We start from the raw sequence: 26,626 nt of genomic DNA, 5'->3' as shown, positions 1-26,626 counted from the left end.
GGCTGGGTGCCTGGAGGCCGCAGTGTCGCTCATCGCCTGCGTTTCGGGAACGAATCAATCGTCCTATGCTTATTCTGTTTGTTGATGTGTACAACAGAAAACCGAGCATTTTCGCATAAGCCGGGCCGGGTTGCACGCACGGTGCCGTCGGGCATCCGTGACCCCGATGCCAGCCCTGGCGTGCTCAGGACGACCAGAGGCCAAAACGGTCGCGTGCACGGCGCCACATCGACGACGGGCCTTCGCCGGTGTCGTCTTGAGGCAGTAGGGCGTCGATCGCCTGGATGTCGGAGGCCAGCGCATGTGCATCGTGCAACTCGCGCGCATCCGCCCGGCGATTCCAGGAATCGCCAGCCTGGGGGGCCGTCGTGGCGTCGGCTGCGTGCGGAGGAAGGTTGGACATGGTGGCCCCATGCTAGAGGCCTTGGGGCGGCACGGCAAGGCGGTTTTCCGCAGTTGCTTAGACGGTTATCGGGCCGAGAACGGCTGTACGGACCCGGATCTCAGGGTAATCGATAGGGCAGAGGCAGGGCCCGGCCAGTGTGCCGCAGGGGCCGCCCTTTCGGTATAGTCACGAGTCTGGCCTGTTTTGATCTGCAGTTCCCTGAAACCGCCACGTGCCCCGTCCTTGGAGAGACCCCCATGAAAGTCAGCGACATCCTGCGTGTCAAAGGCAACACGCTCTATACCGTCACCCCGGATGAGCCCCTGACGCAAGCCATCGAGATCATGGACGACAGGGACATCGGTTCGCTGGTCGTCATGGACCATGGCGATCTGGTCGGCATGCTCACCTTCCGCGAGGTCATCCAGGCCGTTCGCGCGGGCAAGGGCTCCGTCGGCGAAACGCTGGTGCGCACGCACATGGACGACGCACCGCTGACCTGCACGCTCGAGACCGAACTCGACGAAGTGCGCCGCATGATGCTCGAACGCCATGCGCGCTACATGCCGGTCATGAACAAACGCATGCTGATGGGCGTCATCAGCTTCTACGACGTGGCCAAGACCGTGGTTGACAGCCAGAACTTCGAGAACAAGATGCTCAAGGCCTACATCCGTGCCTGGCCCGAAGCCGACGAGGCCGACGAGGACAAGGCGCGGCTGGGCTGAACCGCCCGCCGCGTTGCACGGACCGCCCATGCGCGGTGCACATCGGGGATAATCGCGCCCCATGAGCGGCAATACCCTAGGACACCTTTTCACGGTCACCAACTTCGGTGAATCCCACGGCCCGGCCATTGGCTGCGTGATCGACGGCTGCCCGCCCGGCATGGCGCTGACCGAAGCCGACATCCAGTTCGAGCTCGATCGCCGCCGGCCTGGCACCAGCCGCCATGTGACGCAGCGCAACGAAGCCGACCAGGTCGAGATCCTGTCGGGCGTGTACGAAGGCCGCACCACCGGCACGCCGATCGCTTTGCTGATCCGCAACACCGATCAGCGCAGCAAGGATTACGGCAACATCCTGCAGACCTTCCGCCCGGGCCATGCCGACTATGCCTACTGGCACAAGTACGGCGTGCGCGATCCGCGCGGCGGCGGCCGTTCGTCGGCCCGCCTGACGGCACCCACCGTGGCCGCCGGTGCCGTGGCGCGCAAGTGGCTGCGCGAACACTTCGGCTGCGAGTTCCGCGGCTGCATGGTGCAGCTCGGCGACATCGACATTCCGTTCGAGTCCTGGGCCAACGTCCCTGAAAACCCCTTCTACGCCCCCGTGGCCGACGTCTCGGCGCTCGAGGCCTATATGGACGAACTGCGCCGCGCCGGCGACTCGTGCGGAGCCCGGCTTCGGGTGCAGGCCACGGGCGTGCCGGTGGGCCTGGGCGAACCGCTCTACGACAAGCTCGATGCCGATATCGCCCATGTGATGATGGGCCTCAACGCGGTCAAGGCAGTCGAGATCGGTGCGGGTTTCGAGTCCGTGGTCCAGCGCGGCACGGTGCACGGCGATTCCCTGACGCCAAGCGGCTTCGCGAGCAACAATGCCGGCGGCATTCTGGGCGGTATCTCCACCGGACAGGACATCGAGGTGACCATCGGCATCAAGCCGACCAGCTCCATCCGTTCGCCGCGCGAGTCCATCGACCTGGCCGGCCAGTCGGCGACGGTCGAGACCTTCGGCCGTCACGACCCCTGCGTCGGCATTCGCGCCACCCCGATCGCCGAGGCCCTGCTGGCCCTGGTGATCATGGACCATGCACTGCGCCACCGCGCGCAGAACGGCGATGTGCGGGTGGATACACCGGATATCGCCGCCGCCGCTCGCTGACGGCATGGTTTGCCGGGCGCCCGGCCCGGCAGTCCTTTTTCTTCAGTCCACGCCGTCGGGCTCCAGCCAGCCCAGCCGCCCTTGTCCCACGTCGTTGAGCCGAGCCACCATTGCGGCGGCGGTGTCCTGCGGCAGGCTGAAGCGGACGGTGACCAGATGGCCGTGGGCCACGTCGAGCAGCCGGGCGCCGGCCGCATCGAGTTCGCGGCGCAGCAGGCCTTCCATCGCATAGGGTACACAGCAGGCCAGCGTCTGCAGGCGCAGCAGCGGTATCTTCTCGGCCTGCAGCAGGGCCTGGGCAATGGCATCGGTGTAGGCACGCACCAGGCCGCCGGCACCCAGTTTCACACCCCCGAAATAACGCACCACCGTGGCCAGCACGCCTTCGAGATCCTGGTGGCGCAGCACGTCGAGCATCGGGCGCCCGGCCGTGCCGCTGGGCTCGCCGTCGTCGACCGCGGCCGATTGCCCGCCCGCCAGCAGGGCCCAGCAGACATGGGCCGCGCCGGCATGTTCGGCCCGCAGGCTACCGACGATGGCCTGGGCTTCGGCTCGCGTGGAGACCGACTGCACGCAGCCGATGAACCGGCTCTTCTTGATGACGAGTTCGCTGTGCGCGGGATGGGCGATGGAGTAGGGCATGGGCGGGCCGAAGCTTAGCGCATGTGAAACATGCCGAGGCGTCTGCCCGCCGCTTTCGCTCAGGCGTAGTCGGCCACCGGCACGCAACTGCAGAACAGGTTGCGGTCGCCATGGACGTTGTCGATGCGGGCCACCGGCGACCAGTACTTGGCCTGGCGCAGGGCCGCGACCGGATAGGCTGCGGTTTCGCGGCTGTAGGCGTGCGGCCAGTCGCTCGCCGTGACCTGCAGGGCGGTGTGCGGGGCATGCCGCAGCGGGTTGTCGTCCCGTGTCCAGGTGCCGTTTTCCACCATTCGGATTTCCTCGCGGATGGCGATCATGGCGTCGCAGAAGCGGTCGAGCTCGAACAGGCTTTCGCTTTCGGTGGGTTCGACCATCAGCGTGCCCGGCACGGGGAAACTCAGCGTGGGCGCATGGAAACCGTAGTCGATGAGGCGCTTGGCCACATCCTCGGCACTCACGCCGCTGCTGTCCTTGAGCGGGCGCAGATCCAGGATGCACTCGTGCGCGACATGCCCGTTCTCGCTGGCGTACAGCGTCGGGTAGTGATCGCGCAGGCGGGCGCTGATGTAGTTGGCGCTGAGGATGGCGGTTTCGGTCGCAGCCTTCAATCCTTCGGTGCCCATCATGCGCACGTACATCCACGAAATCGGCAGCACCGAGGCATTGCCCAGGGGCGCAGCCGAAACGGCGCCCACCGCCGCGGCCGCCTGCTCGCCACCCGATGCGGCTAGTCCTGCGGCATGGCCGGGCAGGAAAGGCACCAGGTCCTCGACCACGCACACCGGACCGACGCCCGGTCCGCCGCCGCCATGGGGGATGCAGAACGTCTTGTGCAGGTTGAGATGGCTCACATCGCCGCCGAACTGGCCGGGTGCCGCCACGCCCACCAGGGCATTCATGTTGGCGCCGTCCACGTACACGCGGCCGCCATGCGCATGGACGATGCGGCACAGTTCCGTGATGCCGGTCTCGAACACGCCGTGGGTGCTGGGGTAGGTAACCATGATGGCCGCCAGTTGCTGCGCATGCTTGGCGCACTGGGCCTGCAGATCGGCCAGGTCGACGTTGCCGCGGCTGTCGCACTTGACCACCACCACCTGCATGCCCACCATCTGCGCGCTGGCCGGATTGGTGCCGTGGGCCGATTCGGGGATCAGGCAGACGGTGCGCTGGCTGTCGCCGCGCGAGGCATGCCAGGCGCGGATGGCCAGCAACCCGGCGTACTCGCCCTGGCTGCCCGCGTTGGGTTGCAGGCTGATGCCGGCATAACCCGTGGCCTGGCACAGCCAGTCACGCAACTGGGCGTCGAGCGCGGTGTAGCCGGCCTGCTGGTCGGCCGGTGCGAAGGGGTGGATCTGGCCGAACTCGGGCCAGGTGACGGGGATCATCTCGCTGGTCGCGTTGAGCTTCATGGTGCAGCTGCCCAGCGGGATCATGCTGCGGTCGAGTGCCAGATCCTTGTCCGAGAGACGGCGGATGTAGCGCAGCATGGCCGTCTCGGAGTGGTGGGTGTTGAACACCGGATGCGTGAGGAAGGCGCTGGTGCGGCGCAGCGCAGCGGGGATCAGCGTCTCGATGCCGTCTTCGTGGTCGGCAAAGCCGGGCAGCGCCTGCCCGTCCTGGGCGAAGATGCGCCACAGCAGTTCGATGTCGGCGCGGGTGGTCGTCTCGTCGAGCGACACGCACACATAACGGTCCCAGGCGATGCGCACGTTGGCGCCCAGGCTGCGGGCGCGGGCGGCGATCGCGGCCGCGCGCTCGGGGTCGAGGCACAGGCTCAGGGTGTCGAACGCCGACGCGTGGTGACGCTCGGTGTAGCCGAGCTCGCGCAGGCCGGCCCACAGGATGGCGGTGTAGCTCGCCACGCGCTGCGCGATGCGGGTCAGCCCCTGCGGCCCATGGTAGACCGCATACATGCTGGCGATCACCGCCGGCAGCACCTGGGCCGTGCAGATGTTGGAGGTGGCCTTTTCGCGGCGGATGTGCTGTTCGCGTGTCTGCAGCGCCAGCCGGTAGGCCGGCTGCCCCTGGGTGTCCACGCTCACGCCCACCAGACGGCCGGGCATCGAGCGCTTGAATTCGTCGCGGCAGGCCAGGAAGGCCGCATGCGGGCCGCCTGCGCCCAGGGGCAGACCGAAGCGCTGCGTGTTGCCCACCACGATGTCGGCGCCGAACTCGCCCGGCGCGCGCAGCAGGGTCAGGGCCAGCAGGTCGGTGGCGACGATCAAGGCCGCCTGGCGTTCGTGCAGCGTATCGGCATCCTGCTGCCAGTCGGCCAGCCAGCCGCTGCTTGCGGGATATTGGGTCAGTGCGGCGAAACAGTCGTCGGCTGCAATGGCCGCTTGCCAGGCTTGTGCCGATTCGGCCACGACGACGCTGATGCCCAGCGGCTCGGCGCGGGTCTGGATGACCTCGAGCGTCTGCGGATGGCAGTCGCCGCTGACCACGAAGACCTGGCCGCGTGCCTTGACCGAGCGCTTGGCCAGCGTCATCGCCTCGGCGGCTGCGGTGGCCTCGTCGAGCATCGATGCGTTGGCGATGGGCATGGCCGTGAGATCGCACACCATGGTCTGGAAGTTGACCAGCGCCTCCAGGCGGCCCTGGGAAATCTCGGCCTGGTAGGGCGTGTAGGCGGTGTACCAGGCGGGGTTTTCGAGGATGTTGCGCAGGATCACACCGGGCGTGTGGCTGGGGTAGTAGCCTTGGCCGATGAAGCTCTTGTAGACCTTGTTCCTGCTGGCGATGGCGCGCAGTTCGGCCAGTGCCGCCGCCTCGGTGACCGCCGGCGGCAGCACCATGGCCTGCTCGCGCTGGATGTCGGCGGGCACGATGCCCTCGATCAGCGCGCGGCGCGAGGCCGAGCCGACCGCAGTCAGCATGCGTCGTTCGTCGTCGGCATCGATGCCGATGTGGCGGGCGATGAATTCGGAGGCGTTTTCGAGTGCGCCCAGGGGCAGGGCAGGGGATGTCGGCATGGCGGGGGCGTCCGGATGGCGGGGGGCTGGCGGAAAGACGGTCCGCGGGCGCGAGGCGCGCCGCGCGGATGGGCCTGGGTGATCAGGCGTTCTGCGTGAAGGCGTCGTAGGCGGCTGCGTCGAGCAGGGCGTCGAGCTGCGAGGCATCGGCGACGCGGATCTTGAAGAACCAGCCGGTGTCCAGCGGGTCGCTATTGGCCAGCGACGGATCGTTGCGCAGCGACTCGTTGACCTCGACCACTTCGCCCGTGAGGGGCATGTAGATGTCGGCAGCGGCCTTCACCGACTCGACCACGCCGGCGACTTCGCCCTGGCCGTAGCTCTTGCCGACTTCGGGCAGGTCGACAAAAACCACGTCGCCCAGCGCATCCTGCGCGTGCACGGTGATGCCGACGACCGCAGCCTGCAGGTCGTCGATGCGGACCCATTCATGTTCCTGGGTGTATTTGATGCTCATGGGGTTCTCCGAAAACGAAAGAATCGAAACGATGGATGATCGAAAAAAGCAAGCGCGCGATCCGGTCGCGTTTGGCGAGGACATCCCCCGCACCCGCGGCCCGCGCCCGGTGGCGCTCAGCCCCGGTAGTATCGCGCGGGCAGGAAGGGCGTGGGCGCAACTTGCATGCGAACCGGCTTGCCGCGCACCAGCGCCACCAGTTCGGTGCCGGCCTGGGCCAGTTCGCTGCGCACATAGGCCAGCGCGATCGGCTGGTCGACGGTCGGTCCCAGCAGTCCGCTGGTGACTTCGCCGGCCGGCTGGCCGTCCAGAGCCTGCAAGGCGGTGTGTTCGCGTACGGGCACGCGGTCGAGCGCGATCAGGCCCACACGCCTGCGGGCCACGGGGACCGAGCCGTCGAGCTGCCCCAGCACCCGGTCGGCACCGGGGAAACCGCCCGCCCGTTCGCCGCCGCTGCGGCGCACTTTCTGGATGGACCAGTTCAGCGCGGCCTCGATGGGGGTGGTGGTGGTGTCGATGTCGTTGCCGTACAGGCACAGGCCGGCTTCCAGGCGCAGCGAATTGCGGGCACCCAGCCCGATGGGGGCGACCTCGGGCTGTGCCAGCAGCAGGCGGGCCAGCGCCTCGGCCTGGCCGGCCGCCACGGAGATCTCGAAGCCGTCTTCGCCGGTATAGCCGCTGCGGGTCACGAAAGCCGGAATGCCGCCGATCTCGAAATCGCCGCCGCTCATGAAGACCAGGCCGGCGACATCCGGCGCCAGACGCGCCAGGGCCATGGCGGCCTGCGGACCCTGCAGGGCCAGCAGCGCGCGGTCGGGCAGGGGCGTGACCGCGCAGCGGCTGCCGATGCGGGCCTCGATGTACGCCAGGTCGCCGGTCTTGCAGGCGCCGTTGACGATGACGAACAGTTCGTCGGACGCGCGGCGGAAAAACATCAGGTCGTCGACGATGGTGCCGTCGTCGGTCAGCAGCAGACCGTAGCGCTGCTTGCCCACCGGCAGGCCGATCACGTCGGCCGGCACCAGGCTCTCGAAGGCAGCACAGGCATCGGGGCCTGTCAGGGTGAGCTGGCCCATGTGCGAGACGTCGAACAGGCCCGCCGCCTGGCGGGTGTGACGGTGTTCGGCCATCAGGCCGGCGGGATACTGCACGGGCATGCTGTAGCCCGCGAAGGGCACCATGCGGGCGCCGAGCGCGACATGCAGGTCGTGCAGCGGGGTCTTCAGCAGATCGGCAGCGGAAGCGGGGGTGGACATGGCGGACTCCTGCAAGGGCAAAAAACGACAAGCACGGCGCATGCCATGCCTGCAAAAGGTTTTTGCCCCTGTCCGCTTTACCTGAGAGATTCACGGCCCGGCGTGGATGCGATGTTCCACGGCGCGTGCGGCTTGCTCCTTCGGTGGACGGCCTCGCAGGGCCGCCTCTCTCCAGGGGAAGACGTCCGGTTTCCCGGGCGTTTGCCAGTCCTCGGTACCTGAGCGTTCGGTGCCCGCGAACGGGCCCTGCGCCTTCGGCGGCAACGCAATGGACACGGACGGCTGGGCCGGCTGCGCAATGCGTCACTCTCTCCTGACAGGGCGCATTGTAGGGGATAGCGTGCCGTTGCCTGTGGTGCAATGACGTAAAAATCAACTGCAGCCAGGAGCCCTCTGCCCATGTCCATTCCCGTCCTCGACCTCGCCGATGCCTTGCAGCCCGGTGCGCCGCGCAGCGCCGAAGTGGCCGCGCAACTGCGTGCCGCAGCCATGGCGTCGGGGTTCTTTTATGTGCGCCGCCATGGTCTGCCTGCCGGGCTGATCGAGCGGCAATTCGGACTGGCGCGCCGGTTGCTGGAGGACGTTCCGCTGTCGACCCGCACCGCGCTGGCCATGCACCACTCGCCCACGATGCGAGGCTACGAACTGATGGGGGCCCAGACGCTCGACCTCGCCGCGCGTCCCGACGTGAAGGAAAGTTTCTACTGCGGCAGCGCCTATCCGGACGATCACCCCTATGTGCGGGCCGGCTACCAGACCTACGGCGGCAACCAGTGGCCGCCGCAAGTGCCCGAGGCGCCGGCGGTATGCGAAGCCTACATCCAGGCCCTGCTCGGCCTGTCCCGCCGGTTGATGCAACTGCTGGCCCTGTCGCTGGCGCTGCCCGAGGATTTCTTCGATGCCACCAGCGCCAGCCCCATGCTCACGCTGCGCATGATCCGTTATCCCGCCCACCCGGAAGACGCCGATGCCGACACCTATGGCGCGGGCGCGCACACCGACTGGGGTGCGATCACCATCCTGGCGCAGGATGGACACGGGGGCCTGGAAGTGCGCATGCCCGATGGCCGGTGGGTGGCCGCCGTGCCCATCGCCGACTGCCTGGTGGTGAATCTGGGCGACATGATTCCGCGCTGGACCAACGACCTCTACCACTCCAATCCGCACCGGGTGCGCAATGTGCATTCAAACGGCCGGCCCCGTTACTCGATCCCGTTCTTCTACGAACCGGATTACCTGGCCCGCATCGAGGCCGTTCCCGGCACGGTAGCGCCGGGCGAGGCGCCGCGGCACGAGCCCTGCACGGCCGGCGAGCATCTGCGCCAGATGTACGCCCGCACCTATACGCTCAAGCCATCGGCCGGCGATCCGTCCTGATCGGACCGCCCTGACGGCTGTGCCTCACATGCCCGAGTAGTTCGGACCGCCGCCGCCCTCGGGCGTGACCCACACGATGTTCTGCGTCGGGTCCTTGATGTCGCAGGTCTTGCAGTGCACGCAGTTCTGCGCATTGATCTGCAGCCGCTCGCCGCCCTGTGCCTCGTCGGGCACGAACTCGTACACCCCTGCCGGGCAGTAGCGCGACTCCGGCCCCGCGAACTTCGCCAGGTTGATCTGCACCGGCACGCTCGTGTCCTTGAGCGTCAGGTGCGCCGGCTGGTTCTCGGCATGGTTGGTGTTGCTCACGAACACCGAGCTCAGCCGGTCGAAGGTGATCTTGCCGTCGGGCTTCGGGTAGTCGATCTTCGCGCACTCGGCCGCCGGCTTGAGGAAGGTGTGGTCGGCCGCCGGATTCTTCAGTGTCCACGGCGGCGTCTTCACGCCCAGCCGCGGCAGCAGCCAGTGCTCGATGCCCGTCATCAGCATGCCCACCGTCTGGCCCTTCTTGAACCACGGCTTGAAGTTGCTCGCCGCCTTGAGCTCGTCGTGCAGCCAGCTCTTCTCGAACGCCTCGGGGTAGGCCGTGAGTTCATCGTACTGGCGGCCCGCCGTCACCGCCTCGTAGATCGCATCGGCGGCCAGCATGCCGCTCTTGATCGCCGCGTGGCTGCCCTTGATGCGGCTGGCGTTGAGGTAGCCCGCATCGCAGCCGATCAGCGCACCGCCCGGGAACACCGTCTTGGGCAGACTCGGGACGCCGCCGTTGTTGATCGCGCGCGCGCCGTAGCTCAGGCGCTTGCCGCCCTCGATGTGCTTGAGGATGGCCGGGTGCTTTTTCCAGCGCTGCATTTCCTCGAACGGGCTCAGCCACGGGTTCTTGTAGTCGAGCCCGATCACGAAGCCCAGCGTCACCTTGTTGCCCTCGAGGTGGTAGAGGAAACCGCCGCCGAAGGTCTGCTTGTCCATCGGCCAGCCTGCGGTGTGCACCACCAGGCCGGGCTGCGCCTTGTCGGCCGGGATCTCCCACAGCTCCTTGATGCCGATGCCGAAGCTCTGCGGGGCCTTGCCCTCCTGCAGCTTGAAGCGTTCGAGCAACTGCCGGCCCAGGTGGCCGCGTGCGCCTTCGGCAAACACCGTGTACTTGGCGTGCAGCTCCATGCCGAGCTGGAACTCGTCCGTGGGCTCGCCTTCCTTGCTCACGCCCATGTTGCCGGTGGCCACGCCCTTGACCGAACCGTCGTCGTTGTAGAGCACCTCGGCGGCGGCAAAGCCGGGGAAGATCTCGACGCCCAGGCCCTCGGCCTGCTCGGCCAGCCAGCGCACCACGTTGCCCAGGCTGACGACGTAGTTGCCTTCGTTGTGGAAGTTGTTGGGCACCAGGGCGGCCGGGGTCTTGGTGGCCCCGGTCTCGGAGAGCAGCAGCACCTCGTCGGCCGTCACCGGCTGGTTCAGCGGTGCGCCCTTGTCTTTCCAGTCGGCGATGAGTTCGGTCAGGGCCTGCGGGTCCATCACGGCGCCGCTGAGGATGTGGGCGCCGGGCTCCGAGCCCTTCTCGAGCACGACGACGGAGAGGTCGCCTCCCTTGTCCGCGGCGAGCTGCTTGAGCCGGATGGCGGTGGCCAGGCCGCCGGGGCCTGCGCCCACGATGACCACGTCGTATTCCATGGACTCGCGCGGGCCGTATTGTTCGAGGATTGCTTGTGGGGTCATGGGGCTGTGCCTGTCGTGGCGCGCAGGCATCGGGCCGGCGCACATGTCATCAAACCGTTTTTGGAAGGCGGGTCGGAGGTGGGGCATCCCCAGGCGCCGCAAAGCCTTGTATTTTATGTGGATAACAGAGGGCGCGCGTCACCCATGTGCCTCTCTGGGCTCTTGGAGACCCGGTGGAGCGACCGGGCCTGCCTGCGCCGCGTGCCGGGCCCGCCGCTTCAGCGCCAGCCGTCGAGCTGCCGCAGGGCGACGGCCGCCAGGGCCTCGATACCGGCCGGGCTGTCGTTCAGGCCGGGGATGTAGCTGAAATTGCCGCCTCCGGCCTGCATGTAGGCCGCGCGCACTTCCTGGTTGATTTCTTCCAGCGTCTCGATGCAGTCGGCCGGGAAACCGGGGCAGACCACCTGCACATGCCGTACGCCCTGCCGGGCGAGTTCGATGAGCGTGGGTTCGGTATAGGGCTGCAGCCACTTGGCCCGCCCGAAGCGCGATTGGAAAGTCATGCGGTAGCGCGTGTCGTCCAGGCCCAGGCGTTGCGCCAGCAGGCTGGCCGTCACGCCGCACTCCTGCTGGTAGGGGTCTCCCAACTGGACATTGCGCGCCGGCAGGCCATGGAAACTCATCACCAGTTGATCGGGTCGGCCATGGCTTTCCCAGTGCCGCTCGACCTGCCGGGCCAGGGCCTCGATGTAGGCGGGGTCGTCGTGGAAGCTGCGCACCAGCCGGATCTCGGGCACGGCGCGCTGGCGTTGCGCCCACTGGTAGACCGTGTCGCTGACGCTGGCCGTGGTGGTGCCCGAATACTGCGGATAGGCGGTCACGACCAGCAGGCGCCGCAGGCCCCGGGCCTTCAGCGACTCGAGCTGATCGAGCAGGGCGGGCTGGCCATAACGCATGGCCGGCAGCACCGGCACGTCGTGTCCGGCGGCACGCAGCGCATCCTGCATCAGGCTGGCCTGCCGCACCGTCCAGACCTTGAGCGGCGAGCCGTCGGCCATCCAGACCGTGGCGTACTTGGCGGCCGACTTCGCGGGGCGCACCCGCAGGATCACGCCGTGCAGCAGAGGTAGCCAGAGCGCGCGCGGGATCTCGATGACGCGCGGATCGGAGAGGAACTCGGCCAGATAACGGCGCACGGCGGGCGCGGTCGGCGCTTCGGGGGTGCCCAGGTTGACGTAGAGCACGGCGGTGCCGTCGGCCAGCGGCGGCAGGTCGCCGGGCACGGACGAGGGCCGGGCTGCCGCGGAAGAGCCCGCCGGCGGTTGGGGCGGGAAGGAGGGCGAGGAGGAAGGCATGCGGTATTCTCGCCCGGAAAGGTAGACTTTATTTTCATGCTGGATCTCACGCGCATACAAGGCATTTCCCTCGACCTCGACGACACGCTCTGGCCGGTCTGGCCGGCCATCGGCCGCGCCGAAGTCGTGCTGCACGATTGGCTCCGCCGCCACGCACCCCGCACCGCACAGGCCTACGACAGCCCGCAGGCCCTGCGCGAACTGCGTCTGGCTGTCGAGCGCGACCGCCCCGATCTGCATCACGACCTCAGCGGCCTGCGCCGCGAGTCCATACGCCTGGCCCTGACGCAAAGCGGCGACGATCCGGCCCTGGCCGAGGCTGCGTTCGAGGTCTTCTTTGCCGAGCGCCAGAACGTCGAGCTGTTCGACGACGTGCACGAGGTGCTGGGCACGCTCGCCGCGCATCTGCCGCTGGTGGCCCTCAGCAACGGCAACGCCAACGTGCATCGCACGGGGATCGGCCAGTATTTTCGAGGCGCCATTCACGCCCGCGAGTTCGGCGTCGGCAAACCCGACCGCCGCATCTTCGAAGCGGCGGCCCAGGCCATCGACCTGCCGGTGGCGCAGGTGCTGCACATCGGCGACGATGCGGTGCTCGACGTGCAGGGCGGCAACGACGCCGGCATGCAGACCGTCTGGATCAACCGCGCAGGCAAGGCGTGGGGACTGCCGACGCCGCCGAGTCTCGAAGTGACCTCGCTGGCCGCGGTGGTCGAGGCCTTGCAGCCGATCCTTCGCGGCGCGCAGCCGCAGGGCTGACGTCCAGCCCTGCGGGGCGCTGCGGCCCCGGCCGCAGGCGAGGAAGGATCAGCCCAGCGCCTGGATGCGCCAGGCGCACCACAGCTTGCGCAGCGGCGTCAGTGCGATGCGCTGGTGCAGCACCTGGCAATCGCTGCGCTCGATCTCGTCGAGCAGGGTGTGAGCGATGCGCGCCAGGATCAGGCCCGGCTTCTGTGCGCGTCTGTCGGCCTGCGGCAGCAGCGTCACCGCCTCTGCCAGGCTTTGCCGGGCCCGCTGGCACTGGAAGGCCATCAGGGCGCCGAAGCCCGGCGAATAACTGCGGTTCAGAATGTCCTGCGCCTTGACTTCGAACTGCTGCAGCTCGTTGACCGGCAGGTAGATCCGCCCTTGCGCCGCATGCGCGCCGACGTCGCGCACGATGCCCGCCAACTGCAGGGCCACGCCCAGCGCGTGCGCATACCTCAGCGTCTCCGTCTGGCTTTGGCCGAGCAGGCGCACCGCCACCTCCATGGGAATGCCGCCCGCATGCTGGCAGTAGTGGCGCAGTCCGGGAAAATCGAAGAACCGCGTCTGCTCCAGGTCGGTGCGTGCGCCTTCGACCACCGCCTGCAGCAGGCGCGGATCGATTTCGGCGCGGATCAGGTGCGGACCCAGGGCCCGGGCGATGGGATGCTGGGCCTGGCCTTCGTAGGCGCGCTGGATCTCGGTTTTCCACCAGGTGAGCTTGGCCGAGGCCACGCCGGCGTCGCTCACGGTGTCGACGACGCCGCGCACTTCCCGGCAATAGGCGTGAAAGGCCGTCAGCGCCTGCTGGGTGGTCGAGGGCAGAAAAAGCAGCGCATAGTAGGCGCTGCTGCCTGGCGCGAGCGGGGCTGCGGTGGGGACGGGGGACGGCTGCGGCATGACCGCGATTGTCCCATGGCTTTTGTGTGCTTCAGGCGGCCTGCCGGCGCGCCCTCAGCCGGACGTCCGGCCCCACGCGGTCGATGCCGGTGAAGACGAACGCCGGCGCCTGGTCCAGGCCAGGCAGAAGGGGCAACGCCGCCATCTCCAGCCCCTGGCCCAGCCATTTGGGTGCCAGGTAGACCAGGCACTCGTCGGCCAGCCCCGCCTGCAGCAGCGCACCGTTGAGCGTGCGGCCGGCTTCGACATGCACTTCGTTGGTCCCGGCACCGGCCAGGTCGCTCAGGACGCCGCGCAAGTCGACCTGGCCGTTGGCGGCAGGCAGAAGCACCACCCGGGCCCCCGCCGCTTCGAGCGCCGCGCGGCGGGTCGCGTGGTCAGCGGCCGCGTAGATCAGGGTCTCGCCGGGCAGCGCCAGCATGCGGGCGGTGGGCGGCGTGCGCAGCGCCGAATCCACGATCACGCGCCGGGGCTGGCGGGTCGCGCCGGGCAGCCGGACATTCAGGCTGGGATCGTCCGCCAGCACCGTGCCCACGCCGGTCAGGATGGCGCAGGCGCGTGCGCGCCACGCCTGCCCGTCGGCACGCGCCTCGGGGCTGGTGATCCATTGGCTGGTGCCGTCGGGCAGGGCCGTGCGGCCGTCGAGCGAGGCCGCCACTTTCATCCGCACCCAGGGCATCTGCCGGGTCATGCGGCTCAGGAAACCGAGGTTGAGTTCGGTGGCCTCGTCGGCTCCCGGACCGACCTCGACCGCCACGCCGGCCGCGCGCAGCCGTGCAAAACCTTGTCCGCCGACCAGGGGATTGGGATCGGTGAGCGAGGCCACCACGCGGACGACGCCGGCGGCGATCAACGCGTCGCAGCAGGGCCCGGTGCGGCCGTGGTGGGCGCAGGGCTCCAGCGTCACGTAGGCCGTGGCCCCCTGCGTCGAGTGGCCGCGGGCCTGTGCGTCGCGCAAGGCCATGACCTCGGCATGCGGGCCGCCGACCGGCTGTGTCGCGCCCTGGCCGATCGGCTCGCCCGCAGGGCCGATCAGCACGCAGCCCACGGCGGGGTTGGGATTGGTCTTGCCCAGGACGGAACGGGCAAGCGCAAGAGCGGCAAGAATGGGGGAGGACATGGAGCGGCAGCGGCGGTCGGACAGACGCCACACTGTAGCGCCCCTCGCGGCGGGCCGGGCGGCACGCACGCGATAACCCGATGGCGTCCTGGGAACCCGCTATCAGCAGGGCCGCGACAGGCCGGCCGGTACACACGCACGAATGCGCCCGGTCCGCGTGACCACGATGCGGCGGCTCGACGCAACCGGATCGGCATCGTTGCGCCAGATCTCGACATGGCCCATGGCCAGGCCGTCGTTGACGGGACTCAGGGTGCCGGCCGTGCCGTAGCGGATGGCCAGCGATGCGGTCGCACCGAAACCGCTGAAGGCCGCCTTGACGGACAGGAAACCGGGCAGGGCAGGGGCGCGTGCGAGCAGCAGTTCGTCCGGTCCCCGCTGGTGGTCGCCATCGGCATCGACAAACGTCGTCCAGCCGTATTCCCATCGGGCCTGATCGCCTTGCGGCTCGCGGGCCGCCTCGACGACCACGGGCTGGCGCCTCAGCAGGGCCTGGCTGCGGGCATGGGCGAACGTGTTCTGAAGCCGCAGGGCCGCGGTGTCCAGCGCCAGCTCCCGCTGCAGGCGAATCCAGCCCGGGACCGACCAGGCCGACAGCAGTGCCACGAGGGTCATCACGACCATCGTCTCCATCAGGGTGAAGCCCGACGGCGCCGGCTTTTCGCCATGTGCGGCAGCGTGCCGAACACCCGGTGGACGCAACGCGGCTCTGCCCGGCCGGTCTGCGGATGCGCTCGTGTTCAAGGCGCCGACGGTGTTCACGGCGTGCAGGGCGACCCGCCGCCGTCCGTGTCGGAGCAGGCCGCGCGGCCCAGGCTGTCGAGTGTCAGGCGAGGGTGCCGTGCGCCGTCGGGCAAGGGCTGGGCGACCAGTTCGATGCAGGCGCTCAGCGGCCATGAGGCCGAATCCTGGATCGAGGCGGTGGTCGGTGCTTCGGCCCCGGTCGGCTCGCTGGCCTGCCGAGGGCAGGCGCGAGCCTCGAGCCGGTAGCGCGCATGGCGGGGGCCGTTGCCACCGGCGTAACGCAGAAATTCCGGATGGCCTTCGGGGCCGATCGCGGTGTACGAGCCTGTGCCGGCCCTCCGGTTTTCCTGCTGCAGCATGAGTGTGAGCAGGGCGGACCGGCCCTCGGCCTGCCGTGCCCGGTCGACGTGCCGCAGCAGCGGTGGATAGGCCATGGCGGCCAGCAGGCCGATCAGCGTGAGTGTGACCGTCAGTTCGATCAGTGTGTGGCCCGCCGGGAAAGACCGGACCGGCATGCGGCTGTCGGATGGGCGCCCGGGCGGAGGTGCAGGAGGTGCGGGAGGGGGGTTAGTGGGGTGGGGGCTTTGGCGGGACGGGATCATCGTGCCGGGTTCCTCGATTCGGATGGCGGTGTCAGCTCGCGCCAGCTCAGGCGGCCTGCCGTCGTGTGGACCGGCATCAGCGCCCAAGCGGTCTCGCCGAGCTCTCCAAGCAGGATCAGGTGACTGTGCAGCACCACCCCGCGCCGTCCGCTTCCCGGCGGACCGGACCGTTCTTCTCGGCCGGTGGCGAAGATCAAGGGCGGCCCGAGGGCGCCGACCGGCGAGGCGGCGAAGTGGACCTCGCCACGCTCCGGCGCGATGTCGAGGATGCGGCTGGTGCCGGGGCCTGCCGCAGATGGCTGGAAGGTGTGCGCGATGACGCGTGTGCCATGCGGTGCCATGCGCTGGTCGAGCCCTTCGCCGGCTTCGAAGTCGAAACGCCAGCCGGCATGGATGCGATCGCCGGGCTTCGCTGCGGAAGGGTGGTCCCATTGCCAGCCCGGCGGGACGGCCAGGCGGTCGGCATGCGTGGGGTATGGCACGAGCGGGGTGGGGGTGGACGACGTGGCGGGCGTGCTGGATACGGCCGGTTCGGCCTGTGCCAGGTCGAGGCGGCCGAGTACCGGCGGGGGTGTCGGCGTGTCGCCGCGTTCGGGGTCCAGCAGCACATAGAAGCCGTGGTGGGCGTTGCCGGATGCGGGCGTGGCCATGCCGGGCGGCCTGCCGGTGCCGAAGGCCACGACCCAGCTGTTGCCGGGGCCTCTCAGCAGTTGGGGCGGTGCCACGATGGGTTGTCTGCGGCCTTCGCTGTCCGTGGCGACGAAGACCTTGCGGCCCCGGGTCGAAGGCAAGGGTGCGGGGGCGGTCTCGGCCGATGCCAGGTCGGTCAGCTCGATCCGCCACAGCCGGCCGTGCCAGTCGCCCACATACAGCGCACTGGCGATGCCCGAGCCCTCGATCGCGGCCCGCCACGCACTGGCCCCGGCCGGCGCCGTCGCCAGTGCGCTGTCTGGAGGCAGGTCGTAGCGGTAGTAGTCCATGCCGTGTATCCACGGCTGTTGTGTGTCGTGGTCGAGTGCCAGCAGGAAAACGGCGGGCGAACCGGAACTGCCGGTGTCGCCGGCACCTTCACCCGGTGCGTCGACGGGCGTGCTCGCCAAGGCGGCAAACCAGCGTATCGACGGGCCGATGCGCAGGCGCAGCACCTGCGGCTGGCTGGTGACGTGGCCCATGCGGGCATCGTCCTGCGGGCCGAACTCCCACAGGGCCTGGGCCGGCGTGAACTGTGCGGGATCGCTCACGTCCAGCGTGAACACGCCCGGCGCTGCCTGCCCCTTGCCCGAAACCAGGATCGCCTTGCGGCCGTTCGATGCCGCCCAGTCGACATCGGCCACTGCGGGGATGGCCGTGCGCCCCGGTCTGGCCTGATCGGCGGGATTGGCGGGGGGCGATGGTTGCCCGGACGCAGCAGAACCGGACGATGCCGCAGCCGAAGCCGCAGCGGAGGGCGGCGTCAGCGTCAGGCCGCTGGGAACATAGACAAAATGCTCATCCCCGCTGGCCGCATCGAACGCATGCAGGGCACCAGCCGTTGTGCCGATGTACAGCGTGGGCGACCGGCCATCCCCATCCAGACCGGTCTGCCGGCGCGCCAGATCGCGAAGGGCCAGCGCGTCGGTGCCGTGCCGGATGGGCTCCTGGCGTACGGGGTCGCCGAACACGCCGGAACTTGAACCCTGGCCAGACGTCTGCCCCGCTGTCGCGAGTTGCGTCAAGGAAACCATCGCATCGCCCGTGGCCAGATTCCGCGCCGAAAAAACCGTGCCGGTGCCTCGCTCGCCGATCACCCGGTTGCGCTCACCGTCGGGGCGCAGTGCCAACCGCTCCGCGGCAGACCAGGCGAGTGTGCCGAACAGCACACTCGCGAGCGGTGCGGGATCGGTGGACGGCACCCCGTCGAGCTCGCGGGCAAACAGGTCGGTGCTGCCGGTCTGGGCATTCCTTCGAAGCCGGTAGACGTGGCCCGATACGCCGCTGCCCATGGCCCATTCGGCACCGAGCGGCGCCGGCCGGTAGAGAACCTGCTGCATGGCGCGCGTGCCGGCGTTCAGGCCGTAACCCAGTGCGGTGACGCGGTAGAGCCGGCGTGCGCCCGCGGGTTCGGACGCCAGCGTATCCGGCAGGCTCTCGATGATGTAGCGAGGCGGCTCCACGGGCAGGGTGGACGGATGGGCCTGGGCAAAAGCCGCACCGGTGTAGCGGCCCAGCTCGACGCTGCGGCTGTCGGCCGAACGATCCTGCCAGTCGACCTGCTGCCAGACCGGCTGCCCTTCGGTGGCCGGCACGCACAGCCCCCGGTCGTGAGTGGTGTGGCCGCAGCCTGCCGTGAACCACGGGCTTGGGCCCTCCGAAAACGCAGCGTCGGGGCGGTCCGTTCCCGACCCGGGCGGCGACGCCGATGCCGTTCCCTGGCCCTGGATTTTCATCCGGTGAGCGTTCACCCCCTGGTCGATGTCGCGCAGACCGTCCGCCAGCGCCGCTGCAGCCGCTTCGCCGGCCACTTGCCCGTCGTGCAGTTGGCTGGGCCCATGGCGGGCGAGCGAATTCGCCTGCAGGGCGGCGAGTCCCAGCCATCCGGCCAGTGCCAGCACGAGGGTCACCGGGATCAGCGCGCTGCCCCGACCGTGCCGCACGGCGGGGTGGCGTGCGGCTGGCCGGCGGACGGCGCCGTGCCCGTGCGGCCGGACGTCGCAGGCCAGGGAGGGTGGAGGGACTGCAGCACGGATCATCGCGTTTCAGGGCTGTTGCGCAGCGCCACGTCGAAGGTCAGGACCTGACGGCGACGGCCATCGGGGATGGGTATAAAGACGCTGCCGGCGTCGCTTGCCGCATCGCTCATGATCAGGCCGAGAGGATGCAACTGCGGACTGTCGCGGCCGGTTCCCCGGGCGGCAATGGCCGACCGCAGCACCAGCCCGATGCGCACGGCGTGAACCCGTGTCCAGGCCTCTGCGTGGGCGACTTCTGCGGCCGGGCGATAACGCAACGAACCGCCGTCGTCTTGCCAGCCGTACAGCACCTGCAGCGTTTCGACGCCATGCACCAGCGCTTCCTTCTGGGGTCTGCCGTGCCGGCCCCATGCCAGGCAGTACAAGGCGGGCTCGTGGCGCGCATCGCGATCGATGTACAGGTAGCTGTCCAGCATGCGCGGGCCCTGCGCATCGTCCGGCTGACGCACGATGCCCAGGCAGTTCGGCGGCGCGGGTTCATCGGGCTCGCGGCCACCGTGCACGATCAGCACGTCGCTGTGGTTGACCACGGACGTTGCCGCGATGGCCGCCGCCGTCCCCGGTGCCAGCGTGCGGTCGTCATGTCCTTCGATCACCGGGCCATTCCGCGGACCGGTCGCCAGAAGCAGTCCCCTGTCTTTGCCGCTTCGGGCATAAGCGGCACGTGCCGCTTCGGGGTAACCCGCCTGGGCCACGAGGGCACGGATCACCGCGTAGGCCAGTTGGCCCCGCTCGTCGAGCTCGGCCTGGGCCTCGACAGCCGCATAAGCCCTTTGCAGGGTCGCCAGCAGGCCGCTCGCCGCCAGAATCACGCTCAGACCCAGCGCAGCACCCACCATCAGTTCGACCAGCGTCATTCCGCGTTGGCGAGACCGCCGGCCTGTATGGGGATGGGCGCGGCCGGCAGGGCCGGGAGGCGCGTGTGATGTGGACATGGCCTCGTCAGCGCTCCGCAACGAGCGGCAGCGCCAGACGGCCGAACGTTTGTGCAGAGGCCGGCGAGATGCGGGCGGCCCGTGTCGGAGGCTCTGCTTCTGCGGGAGCGAGCCCGGAGGGGTCCTGAGTCTGGACGGCAATGGAGGGCGGGGCCGGCCAGCTCAGGCGCAGGCTTCCGATGGTCGGAGCCGCTGGGTTCGACGTCGACGTCGGCGCCGCGCCCGCGCAGCCGGCCTGCGGCGGCGAACCGCCATGACCATGGCTGCAAACCTGAGCCTGGGCGCCGGGCAAGGCGTGCTGCAGGCGAGCCGTCCATTCGGCCAGCCGCCAGGTTCGGGCCTGTTCGGCATCGCAGGCCGCAAGGCGGCAGTCGGTCTGTGCCGAGGCCGACGCGCCGATCTGCTGCGCCTCGCTGTTGCCGGCCGTGCCGCCCGCACCGGCTGCAGGCCTCGGGGGCTGCAACGGGTGCTGCCGAATCAGATCGGCCAGGTCGGCCGCCAGTGTGGCCGCCTTCAGGTGCTGGCCGGTCTGTCGAGCCGACGACAGGGCGTGCAACTGCACGCCAGCCAGTCCCAGTGCGCCGACCGAAAACACGAAGGCGGCCACCACGGCCTCGATCAGCGCGTGCCCGAGGCCGGGCCGGCCGCGTGCGACAGGCCAGCGGCATCGGGCGTCAAGGACGGCACTTGGCAGGGTGGGCATCGCATCTCCGGAAGGCAGTCGGCCAGGCGACCCGACTTGAAACAACGGCCGGCCGGAAGACGTCACGACTTCGGCGTCCCCGGCGGCCCGACACCTCACGTGTCGGAGGCTGCCGCATCATGCCGAATGCCTAGCGCCGAGATCGGTGATCTGAGTTAGCATGCGTCGGGTCGGGCGTAGCCCGCTCAGCGAGTAGTTGCCGATGCCGAGACTGTCGACCGATCCCGCCCGCCTGGAAGCCTTGATGCGAGACTGCGCGCGGGGCCATGAGCCTGCGCTCGCCGAGCTCTACCGGCTGTGCGCGCCCCACCTCTTTGCGCAAGCGGTCCGTCTGTTGCGACGCAGCGACTGGGCCGAGGAGGTCTTGCAGGATTGTTTTGTCAGCATCTGGCAGAACGCCGGCCGTTATGCTGCCGAGCAGAGCCAGGTCATGACCTGGATGACGCGCATCGTGCGCAATCGCTGCATCGACTGGCTGCGCCGCCCCGATCTCGAACGCCCCGACCCCGACGGCACGATCGTCGAGGCGTGGGCCGACGATGCGCCCGGGCCCTTCGAGCGCCTGCAGTCCAGCCACGAAGGCGGCCGGCTGGCGGCCTGCATGGCGGGCCTGGATTCCCATCAGCGCATGGCCATCGCCCTCTCGTTCTTCGACGACCTGAGCCATGGCGATATCGCCCGGCAACTCGGATTCCCCCTGGGCACCGTCAAGAGCTGGGTTCGTCGGGGCATGGAACGTCTCAAGAGGTGCCTGTCATGAGCGGGAGCAAACGTGAAGCCTGGTGGCCGCAACTGGCGGCCGACTATGTCTGCGGCAGCATGCGCGGCGGCGCACGCCGGCGTTTCGTCGCCATGATGGCCAGCCATGCGGCCTTGCGCCAGGAAGTCAGCGACTGGGAGGACAAGATCTACCCCTTGGCGTGGGCGCTGCCCGAGCGACAGCCGCCTGCAAGGGTGTGGCGGGCCGTGCAGGCCCGTATCCGCGGTCCGGGCAGAGCACATCCGTGGGGATGGCGTGGCCTCAACCTGTGGCGGCTGGCGAGCGGTGTTCTCGCCTGTGCGCTGGTGGCGGTCGTGGTGGTCGACAGGCCGCGTCCCGGCCCGGAGACACCGGTCGCCGGGGCGAGCTGGCTGGCCGTGCTGCAGACCCCGCAGGCCCAGGCACTGGCCGCTGTGCGCACCCTGCCGGATGGCGCCGTGCGTATCCACCCCCTGCAGGATCTGAACACGGTGGCCGCAGGCCGCACACTCGAACTCTGGGCGCTGCCGCCCGGACAGCCGCCGCGCTCGCTGGGCCTGCTCGCGATGCAGGGCGTCACCACGCTGAGCTGGCCAGCCGGACTGGCCGGGGTGCAACAGCTCGCCGTCAGCCTCGAACCGCCGGGCGGCTCGCCCACCGGCCAGCCGACCGGGCCCGTCGTCCTCAGCGGCAGCGTGCTGGCGTTGTAAGGGCTGGATCGCCATGCGGCACGTCGTCCCGAACTGCATCCAGAACGGCCTGCCGGCCGTATCAGGAGACATCACCTGTTCGAGGACCTGTCCATGACCCGAGGACTTCCCCACGCCATCCGATGGATGATGGCCTGCGTTGCGGCCCTGCTGGCCGCCTGTTCACCGATCCGCATCCTCAACGGTGCGGTGCCCGACGACGCCAGCACCGTCCTGGCCGGCCTGTCCTATGGCAGCGATCCGCGCCAGGTCCTGGACATCTATGTGCCCCCGGGCGTGCAGCGTCCGCCGGTCGTCGTCTTTGTGTATGGCGGCAGCTGGAGCAGCGGTGACCGCGAGAGCTATCGTTTTGTCGGCGATGCACTCAACTCCCGAGGCATCCTGGCGGTCGTCATCGACTACCGGCTCTACCCGCAGGTGACGTATCCCGACTTCGTGGCCGACACGGCCCAGGCCGTGGCCTGGACGCTGGATCACATCGGTGCCTACGGCGGCGATGCCGGCCGGGTGTTTCTGGCGGGGCACAGCGCCGGAGGGTACAACGCCGCCATGGTCGCACTCGATCCGCGCTGGCTGGCCCGGTTCGGCCATTCGCCGCAGCAGCTCAAGGGCTGGATCGGCATGGCGGGTCCGTACGAGTTCCTGCCCATCGTTTCGCGCACGCTCCGGCCGATCTTCCATTTTCCGGATACACCGCCGGACTCCCAGCCGGTCGTCCATGCCGGTGCCGATGCGCCGCCCACATTGCTCATGGCCGGTACCGACGACACGCTGGTCGATCCGGTCCGCAACACGCGTGCCCTGGCCGACGCCTTGCGCCGTGCAGGGGCACGGGTCGAGCAGGTGGAGTACCCCGGACTCGGTCATCAGATGCTCGCCGGCGCCCTGGCTCGGCCGCTGCGCTGGCGGGCTCCCGTCCTCGACGACCTCTCGCGTTTTGTCCTTGCGCCCGTGCCTCCGCGCCTGCAGGGCGATCCGCCCTGAGCATCGGTCCATCGCCTGTTTCCGCTCGGCCGGCGCCGCGCGCAGACCTCACGATTTTTTGCGCGCACTGCATCCAGACCGCCACGAAGACCGTATAGCAGGACAGTCGGCACGCCGGCGCCGCTCGCCCGTCCCGGGCCCGCTGTGACTGCCGTGCCTTGAACCGTGACCGATGCGTGCATCGCCCTGGAGGTCGACATGGACTTGCTCCGACATGCCCCCGCAATCGTTTTGCGCAGCGGGGTGCGCCTCGTGGCCGCCGTTTTATGCGGCCTGTCGACCCTCGCGGCCGCACAGGTCGACGACGGCCGCCCGCTCGATGCGGTCCAGGCCGCCGGCGGCGTGACCGAACACTTCTGGGGTCTGGCCTACGCGTCCGGCAGTACGCGGTTGCTGTACCAGGAAGAGCATTGGGTCGAAGAGCGGGACGGTCGGCAGTACCGGATCGTGCTGTACCGCTGCCCGGCCGGTCCGGCTTTTGCACGCAAATGGGTCCGTGGCCCGGTCGGCGGTTCCGCACCCGATTTCCTGCTGGTGGACCAGCGCGACGGCTATCAGGAGGGTGTGAACCGCGTCGGCGGCCGGCGGCAAGTCCATGTGCGCGAGAACGCGGGCGCCGCCGTGCGCAGCGCCGTGCTGCCGGATCTGCCTGGCGCCATCATCGATGCGGGCTTCGATGCCTATGTGCGCAGCCACTGGTCCGATCTGGCGGGGCCCGTGCCGCCGACGCTGGTTTTCCTGGTCCCCAGCCGGCTGGCGTTCTACGACTTTCGGGTTGCGTCAGGCGGCCAGCCGGGGCAGGGCGGCCGACCCACACGGTCGATCCGGCTGCGGCTCGACGCCTGGTACGGTTTTGCGGCACCGTCCATCGATCTCACCTACAGCGAAGCCGACCGGCGCCTGCTGCGTTTCGAAGGCCCCGGCAACATCCGGGATGCCGCCGGAAACACGCCGACGGTGCGCATCGAGTTTCCTGCATCCAGCCGCCTGCCGCCGCCGGATGCGGCTGCGATCGAGGCCGCCGCCGCCACACCGCTGGTTGCGCGATGTCCGGCATGAAACCAGGCGCGCGGCCTGCCTGCATCCAATCGACACCGCCGGCCGTATCTGTCACAACGCATCAATCCCGTTTACGAAACCGTGCCATGACCCAGTCTCCCGCCACGCCCGTCCCTCGGCGGCATGCCATGCCCGGCGCGGCGCGTCGGCGCGAGGTTCTGCATTTCTGGGGCAATCTGCTGGGCTATCAGGCCGTGTGGTTCATTGCCGTGATCGGGGCCGGGCACGGCTGGGCCTGGCCCGGCCCCATCTCAGCCCTGGTGTTCGTGGCATGGCAGCTCCGTCTTTCCGACCAGGTCCGCTCGGATGCGATCCTGGTCGTGGCCGCGCTGGCAGCGGGCTGCGTGGTCGACGGCGTGCTGGCCGCGACAGGGTGGGCCGTCCACGCCTCGCCCGCGCCGGCCGTTCCCGCCGGCGGCGCGCCGATCTGGATCCTCGGTCTTTGGGCAGCCTATGCCATGACGCTCAACCACTCCCTGGCCTCGCTGCGCCGCCATCCCTGGCTGGCCTGCGCGCTGGGGACCGTGGCCGGCCCGCTGGTCTATTGGGGGGCCGGCCGGACCTGGCAGGCGCTCGCCTTCGCCAGTCCCGCCTGGCACGGCCTGCTGTGGCTGGCCGTGGGCTGGACAGGCGCCATGGCGGTGCTCATCGTGCTGGCGCGGCGGGGCTTGCATGAGACGGTGGCCGTGGGTGCCGAAGGCCGGATCGATGCGGGGGATCCGTCATGACCTGGACACCCGGCCTGCAACTGCTGGTGCTCGGACTGATCATGGTGGTGCTGATGAGCGCGGGCTGGGCCTGGCAGCGCCGGTGGCGCAACACCGGCATCGTCGATGCGGTCTGGGCGGCCGGGGTCGGTCTCGGTGCGATTCTGATGGCCGTGACAGGCTCTGGCGGCACGCCGCCGCGGCTGCTGTTGGGTGGGCTCGGCGCCGTCTGGGCCGCCCGTCTGGCGTGGCTCATCGCGCGTCGCCTCCGGCAGGATCCGCACCGCGAGGACGGGCGTTACCGCGCGCTTCGTGAGCACTGGCAAGACAATCAGCTCAAGCTCTACGGCCTGTTTCTGGCCCAGGCTTTTCTGGTGGTGATGTTTGCCTTGCCGTTTGTCGCGGTGGCCGCCAATCCCGTGGCGACGTTCACGCCTGTCCTGTGGCTGGGCGTGGCCATCTGGGTGATCGCCGTGGCGGGTGAAACCTGGGCGGATGCCCAGCTCGCCGCATTCCGCAGCGTGCCGGCCCATCGGGGACGGACCTGCCGGCAGGGGCTCTGGCGCTACTCGCGCCATCCCAACTATTTCTTCGAGTGGCTGCACTGGTTTGCCTATGTCGCCCTGGCCTGGGGCTCGCCCTGGTTCTGGCTGGCCTGCATGGGGCCGCTCGTCATGTACGTCTTTTTGCGCTGGATCAGCGGCATCCCCTACACCGAAGCGCAAGCCTTGCGCACCCGTGGCGACGATTACCGCCGGTATCAGCAGGAGACGCCCATGCTGATCCCGTGGCCGGTGCGCCGCCGTTCTTCCTCCCCTCCGCCGCCCACGCCATGAGCTCCACGCCACTGATTTCCGACTGCAATGAACTCGCCAGCGACCGGCCGGCCTCGGGTCCGCTGGGCTGGGCCGAGCGGGGCTGGGTGCCCGACGCGCTCATCCGGCACGGCATCCGGCAACTGTGCGCCCGCCGCCTGGACGACGAGGGCGCCTGTGGCCCCGAGGGCCAGGGGGCCCGGTACCAGTCCCTGGTGCGGCAGTTGCGAGACAGTCCGGTGGCCCTGCACACCGACGCGGCCAACCGCCAGCATTACGAACTGCCCCCGGAGTTCTTCCGTCTCTGCCTGGGGCCGCGCCTGAAGTACTCGGGCTGTTATTACCCCACCGGCCACGAAACCCTCGAGCAGGCCGAACTGGCCATGCTGGCCCTCTACGGCATGCGGGCCGAACTGGCCGATGGACAGGACATCCTCGAGCTCGGCTGCGGCTGGGGTTCGCTCACCCTGTGGATGGCCGAGCAGTTTCCCCGGGCCCGCATCACCGCCGTTTCGAACTCGCAGGCCCAGCGCCTGCACATCGAGGCCCAATGCCGGGCCCGCGGCCACAGCCACGTCACCGTGCTGACACGCGACGTCAACGGCCTGACGCTTCCTGCCGCGTCATTCGACCGCTGCGTGTCGGTGGAAATGTTCGAGCACATGCGCAACTATCAGGCCCTGATGGGACGCATCGGCCAATGGCTGCGCCCCGGCGGCAAACTCTTTGTCCACATCTTCGCGCACCGTACGCTGATGTATCCCTTCGAAACCGAAGGTGCCGACAACTGGATGGGCCGTCATTTCTTCACCGGCGGCATCATGCCTGCGGCCGATACGCTGCTGTGGTTCCAGGACGACCTGAAACTGGAGTCACGCTGGATGGTCGAGGGCACCCACTACGCGCGCACCGCGAACCAGTGGCTGGCCAATCAAGACCGTCAACGCGACGCCGTGCTGGCCATCCTGGCGCGGCACTACGGACCGTCCGTCGCCACCTTGTGGAGCCAGCGCTGGCGCATGTTCTGGATGGCTTGCGCCGAACTCTTCGGTTATGCCGGCGGCAAGCAGTGGGGGGTCTGCCACTATCGATTCGTGCGACCCGGCCTTTCGAGGCGGCCATGAAAAAAGCCGCGCCACAATGGC

General features: G+C 69.2%; 25 protein-coding genes and 1 riboswitch. Of the genes, 11 read left to right on the top strand and 14 right to left on the bottom strand.

Going from position 1 to position 26,626, the window contains the following annotated elements; all coding sequences use genetic code 11:
- Positions 1 to 184 precede the first annotated feature (184 nt).
- Positions 185 to 403 (bottom strand): hypothetical protein, encoded by a 219-nt coding sequence (locus tag EC845_RS20020; RefSeq protein ID WP_123299919.1) that lies wholly within the window; start codon positions 401 to 403, stop codon positions 185 to 187.
- Between the two features lie 239 nt (positions 404 to 642).
- Here EC845_RS20020 and EC845_RS20015 point away from each other — a divergent pair, with 239 nt between their 5' ends.
- On the top strand, positions 643 to 1,113 hold the full coding sequence (locus EC845_RS20015; protein ID WP_123299918.1) for a CBS domain-containing protein: 471 nt from the start codon (positions 643 to 645) through the stop codon (positions 1,111 to 1,113).
- Positions 1,114 to 1,174: 61 nt separating this feature from the next.
- A complete protein-coding gene (aroC, locus tag EC845_RS20010) occupies positions 1,175 to 2,272 on the top strand; it encodes a chorismate synthase (protein ID WP_123299917.1) in 1,098 nt (365 codons plus the stop codon).
- A gap of 42 nt (positions 2,273 to 2,314) precedes the next feature.
- Here aroC and EC845_RS20005 read toward each other — a convergent pair whose 3' ends face one another.
- The 4 genes from EC845_RS20005 to gcvT all read right to left on the bottom strand — a co-directional run bounded on the left by EC845_RS20005 (position 2,315) and on the right by gcvT (position 7,605).
- Entirely contained in the window at positions 2,315 to 2,914 is a 600-nt protein-coding gene (locus EC845_RS20005) for a YigZ family protein (protein WP_123299916.1), read from the bottom strand.
- A gap of 59 nt (positions 2,915 to 2,973) precedes the next feature.
- Positions 2,974 to 5,892, bottom strand: a complete 2,919-nt coding sequence (gcvP, locus tag EC845_RS20000; RefSeq protein ID WP_123299915.1) for an aminomethyl-transferring glycine dehydrogenase — start codon at positions 5,890 to 5,892, stop codon at positions 2,974 to 2,976.
- A gap of 82 nt (positions 5,893 to 5,974) precedes the next feature.
- Positions 5,975 to 6,349 (bottom strand): glycine cleavage system protein GcvH, encoded by a 375-nt coding sequence (gene gcvH / locus EC845_RS19995; RefSeq protein ID WP_123299914.1) that lies wholly within the window; start codon positions 6,347 to 6,349, stop codon positions 5,975 to 5,977.
- Positions 6,350 to 6,465: 116 nt separating this feature from the next.
- A complete protein-coding gene (gcvT, locus tag EC845_RS19990; protein ID WP_123299913.1) occupies positions 6,466 to 7,605 on the bottom strand; it encodes a glycine cleavage system aminomethyltransferase GcvT in 1,140 nt (379 codons plus the stop codon).
- Positions 7,606 to 7,663: 58 nt separating this feature from the next.
- Positions 7,664 to 7,790: riboswitch (glycine riboswitch) on the bottom strand.
- A 214-nt stretch (positions 7,791 to 8,004) separates the two neighbouring features.
- Here gcvT and EC845_RS19985 point away from each other — a divergent pair.
- Positions 8,005 to 8,982: an isopenicillin N synthase family oxygenase gene (locus EC845_RS19985; RefSeq protein WP_123299912.1), complete on the top strand. Its 978-nt coding sequence runs from the start codon at positions 8,005 to 8,007 to the stop codon at positions 8,980 to 8,982.
- 24 nt (positions 8,983 to 9,006) lie between these two features.
- Here the strand turns inward: EC845_RS19985 and EC845_RS19980 are convergent, their stop codons facing one another.
- Complete coding sequence (locus EC845_RS19980) at positions 9,007 to 10,695, bottom strand: electron transfer flavoprotein-ubiquinone oxidoreductase (RefSeq protein WP_123299911.1); 1,689 nt, start codon at positions 10,693 to 10,695, stop codon at positions 9,007 to 9,009.
- A 218-nt stretch (positions 10,696 to 10,913) separates the two neighbouring features.
- Positions 10,914 to 11,990, bottom strand: coding sequence for a ferrochelatase (gene hemH, locus EC845_RS19975; RefSeq protein WP_123299910.1), 1,077 nt, complete (start codon positions 11,988 to 11,990; stop codon positions 10,914 to 10,916).
- Positions 11,991 to 12,026: 36 nt separating this feature from the next.
- On the opposite strand from hemH, the gene EC845_RS19970 reads away from it, so the two are divergent.
- A complete protein-coding gene (locus tag EC845_RS19970) occupies positions 12,027 to 12,749 on the top strand; it encodes an HAD family hydrolase (RefSeq protein ID WP_123299909.1) in 723 nt (240 codons plus the stop codon).
- A 48-nt stretch (positions 12,750 to 12,797) separates the two neighbouring features.
- Here the strand turns inward: EC845_RS19970 and hpnD are convergent, their stop codons facing one another.
- The 7 genes from hpnD to pilV form a co-directional block, all read right to left on the bottom strand.
- Positions 12,798 to 13,634, bottom strand: a complete 837-nt coding sequence (gene hpnD / locus EC845_RS19965) for a presqualene diphosphate synthase HpnD (RefSeq protein ID WP_123299908.1) — start codon at positions 13,632 to 13,634, stop codon at positions 12,798 to 12,800.
- A 31-nt stretch (positions 13,635 to 13,665) separates the two neighbouring features.
- Positions 13,666 to 14,754 (bottom strand): bifunctional diaminohydroxyphosphoribosylaminopyrimidine deaminase/5-amino-6-(5-phosphoribosylamino)uracil reductase RibD, encoded by a 1,089-nt coding sequence (ribD, locus tag EC845_RS19960; protein WP_123299907.1) that lies wholly within the window; start codon positions 14,752 to 14,754, stop codon positions 13,666 to 13,668.
- Between the two features lie 102 nt (positions 14,755 to 14,856).
- Positions 14,857 to 15,516: a GspH/FimT family pseudopilin gene (locus EC845_RS19955; RefSeq protein ID WP_255416919.1), complete on the bottom strand. Its 660-nt coding sequence runs from the start codon at positions 15,514 to 15,516 to the stop codon at positions 14,857 to 14,859.
- Positions 15,513 to 16,013 carry a type IV pilin protein gene (locus tag EC845_RS22430; RefSeq protein ID WP_158615741.1) on the bottom strand — a complete coding sequence of 167 codons (501 nt, stop codon included), beginning with the start codon at positions 16,011 to 16,013 and terminating at the stop codon, positions 15,513 to 15,515. The genes EC845_RS19955 and EC845_RS22430 overlap by 4 nt, the downstream gene beginning before the upstream one ends.
- 83 nt (positions 16,014 to 16,096) lie before the next feature.
- Complete coding sequence (locus tag EC845_RS19945; protein ID WP_123299905.1) at positions 16,097 to 18,829, bottom strand: hypothetical protein; 2,733 nt, start codon at positions 18,827 to 18,829, stop codon at positions 16,097 to 16,099.
- Entirely contained in the window at positions 18,826 to 19,764 is a 939-nt protein-coding gene (locus EC845_RS19940; RefSeq protein WP_123299904.1) for a PilW family protein, read from the bottom strand. Before EC845_RS19940 ends, EC845_RS19945 begins: the two co-directional genes overlap by 4 nt.
- Before the next feature lie 7 nt (positions 19,765 to 19,771).
- Positions 19,772 to 20,467 (bottom strand): type IV pilus modification protein PilV, encoded by a 696-nt coding sequence (gene pilV / locus EC845_RS19935; protein WP_123299903.1) that lies wholly within the window; start codon positions 20,465 to 20,467, stop codon positions 19,772 to 19,774.
- A gap of 202 nt (positions 20,468 to 20,669) precedes the next feature.
- Between pilV and EC845_RS19930 the strand changes: the two genes are divergently transcribed.
- From EC845_RS19930 to EC845_RS19900, 7 genes are all read left to right on the top strand, one after another.
- Positions 20,670 to 21,227, top strand: coding sequence for an RNA polymerase sigma factor (locus tag EC845_RS19930; RefSeq protein WP_123300172.1), 558 nt, complete (start codon positions 20,670 to 20,672; stop codon positions 21,225 to 21,227).
- Positions 21,224 to 21,916 carry an anti-sigma factor domain-containing protein gene (locus EC845_RS19925; RefSeq protein ID WP_123299902.1) on the top strand — a complete coding sequence of 231 codons (693 nt, stop codon included), beginning with the start codon at positions 21,224 to 21,226 and terminating at the stop codon, positions 21,914 to 21,916. The genes EC845_RS19930 and EC845_RS19925 overlap by 4 nt, the downstream gene beginning before the upstream one ends.
- Before the next feature lie 93 nt (positions 21,917 to 22,009).
- Positions 22,010 to 22,900: an alpha/beta hydrolase gene (locus tag EC845_RS19920; RefSeq protein ID WP_123299901.1), complete on the top strand. Its 891-nt coding sequence runs from the start codon at positions 22,010 to 22,012 to the stop codon at positions 22,898 to 22,900.
- Between the two features lie 198 nt (positions 22,901 to 23,098).
- Positions 23,099 to 23,959 (top strand): hypothetical protein, encoded by an 861-nt coding sequence (locus EC845_RS19915; RefSeq protein WP_148077356.1) that lies wholly within the window; start codon positions 23,099 to 23,101, stop codon positions 23,957 to 23,959.
- 86 nt (positions 23,960 to 24,045) lie between these two features.
- Positions 24,046 to 24,687: a DUF2878 domain-containing protein gene (locus EC845_RS19910; protein ID WP_233598193.1), complete on the top strand. Its 642-nt coding sequence runs from the start codon at positions 24,046 to 24,048 to the stop codon at positions 24,685 to 24,687.
- Entirely contained in the window at positions 24,684 to 25,502 is an 819-nt protein-coding gene (locus EC845_RS19905) for a DUF1295 domain-containing protein (RefSeq protein WP_123299899.1), read from the top strand. The genes EC845_RS19910 and EC845_RS19905 overlap by 4 nt, the downstream gene beginning before the upstream one ends.
- Positions 25,499 to 26,605: a cyclopropane-fatty-acyl-phospholipid synthase family protein gene (locus EC845_RS19900; protein ID WP_123300168.1), complete on the top strand. Its 1,107-nt coding sequence runs from the start codon at positions 25,499 to 25,501 to the stop codon at positions 26,603 to 26,605. Before EC845_RS19905 ends, EC845_RS19900 begins: the two co-directional genes overlap by 4 nt.
- Positions 26,606 to 26,626: the final 21 nt, after the last annotated feature.

This window comes from Comamonas sp. BIGb0124 (genome assembly GCF_003752175.1).
GTDB lineage: Bacteria > Pseudomonadota > Gammaproteobacteria > Burkholderiales > Burkholderiaceae_C > Comamonas_F.
This window is presented reverse-complemented; position numbering and strand designations above follow the sequence as displayed.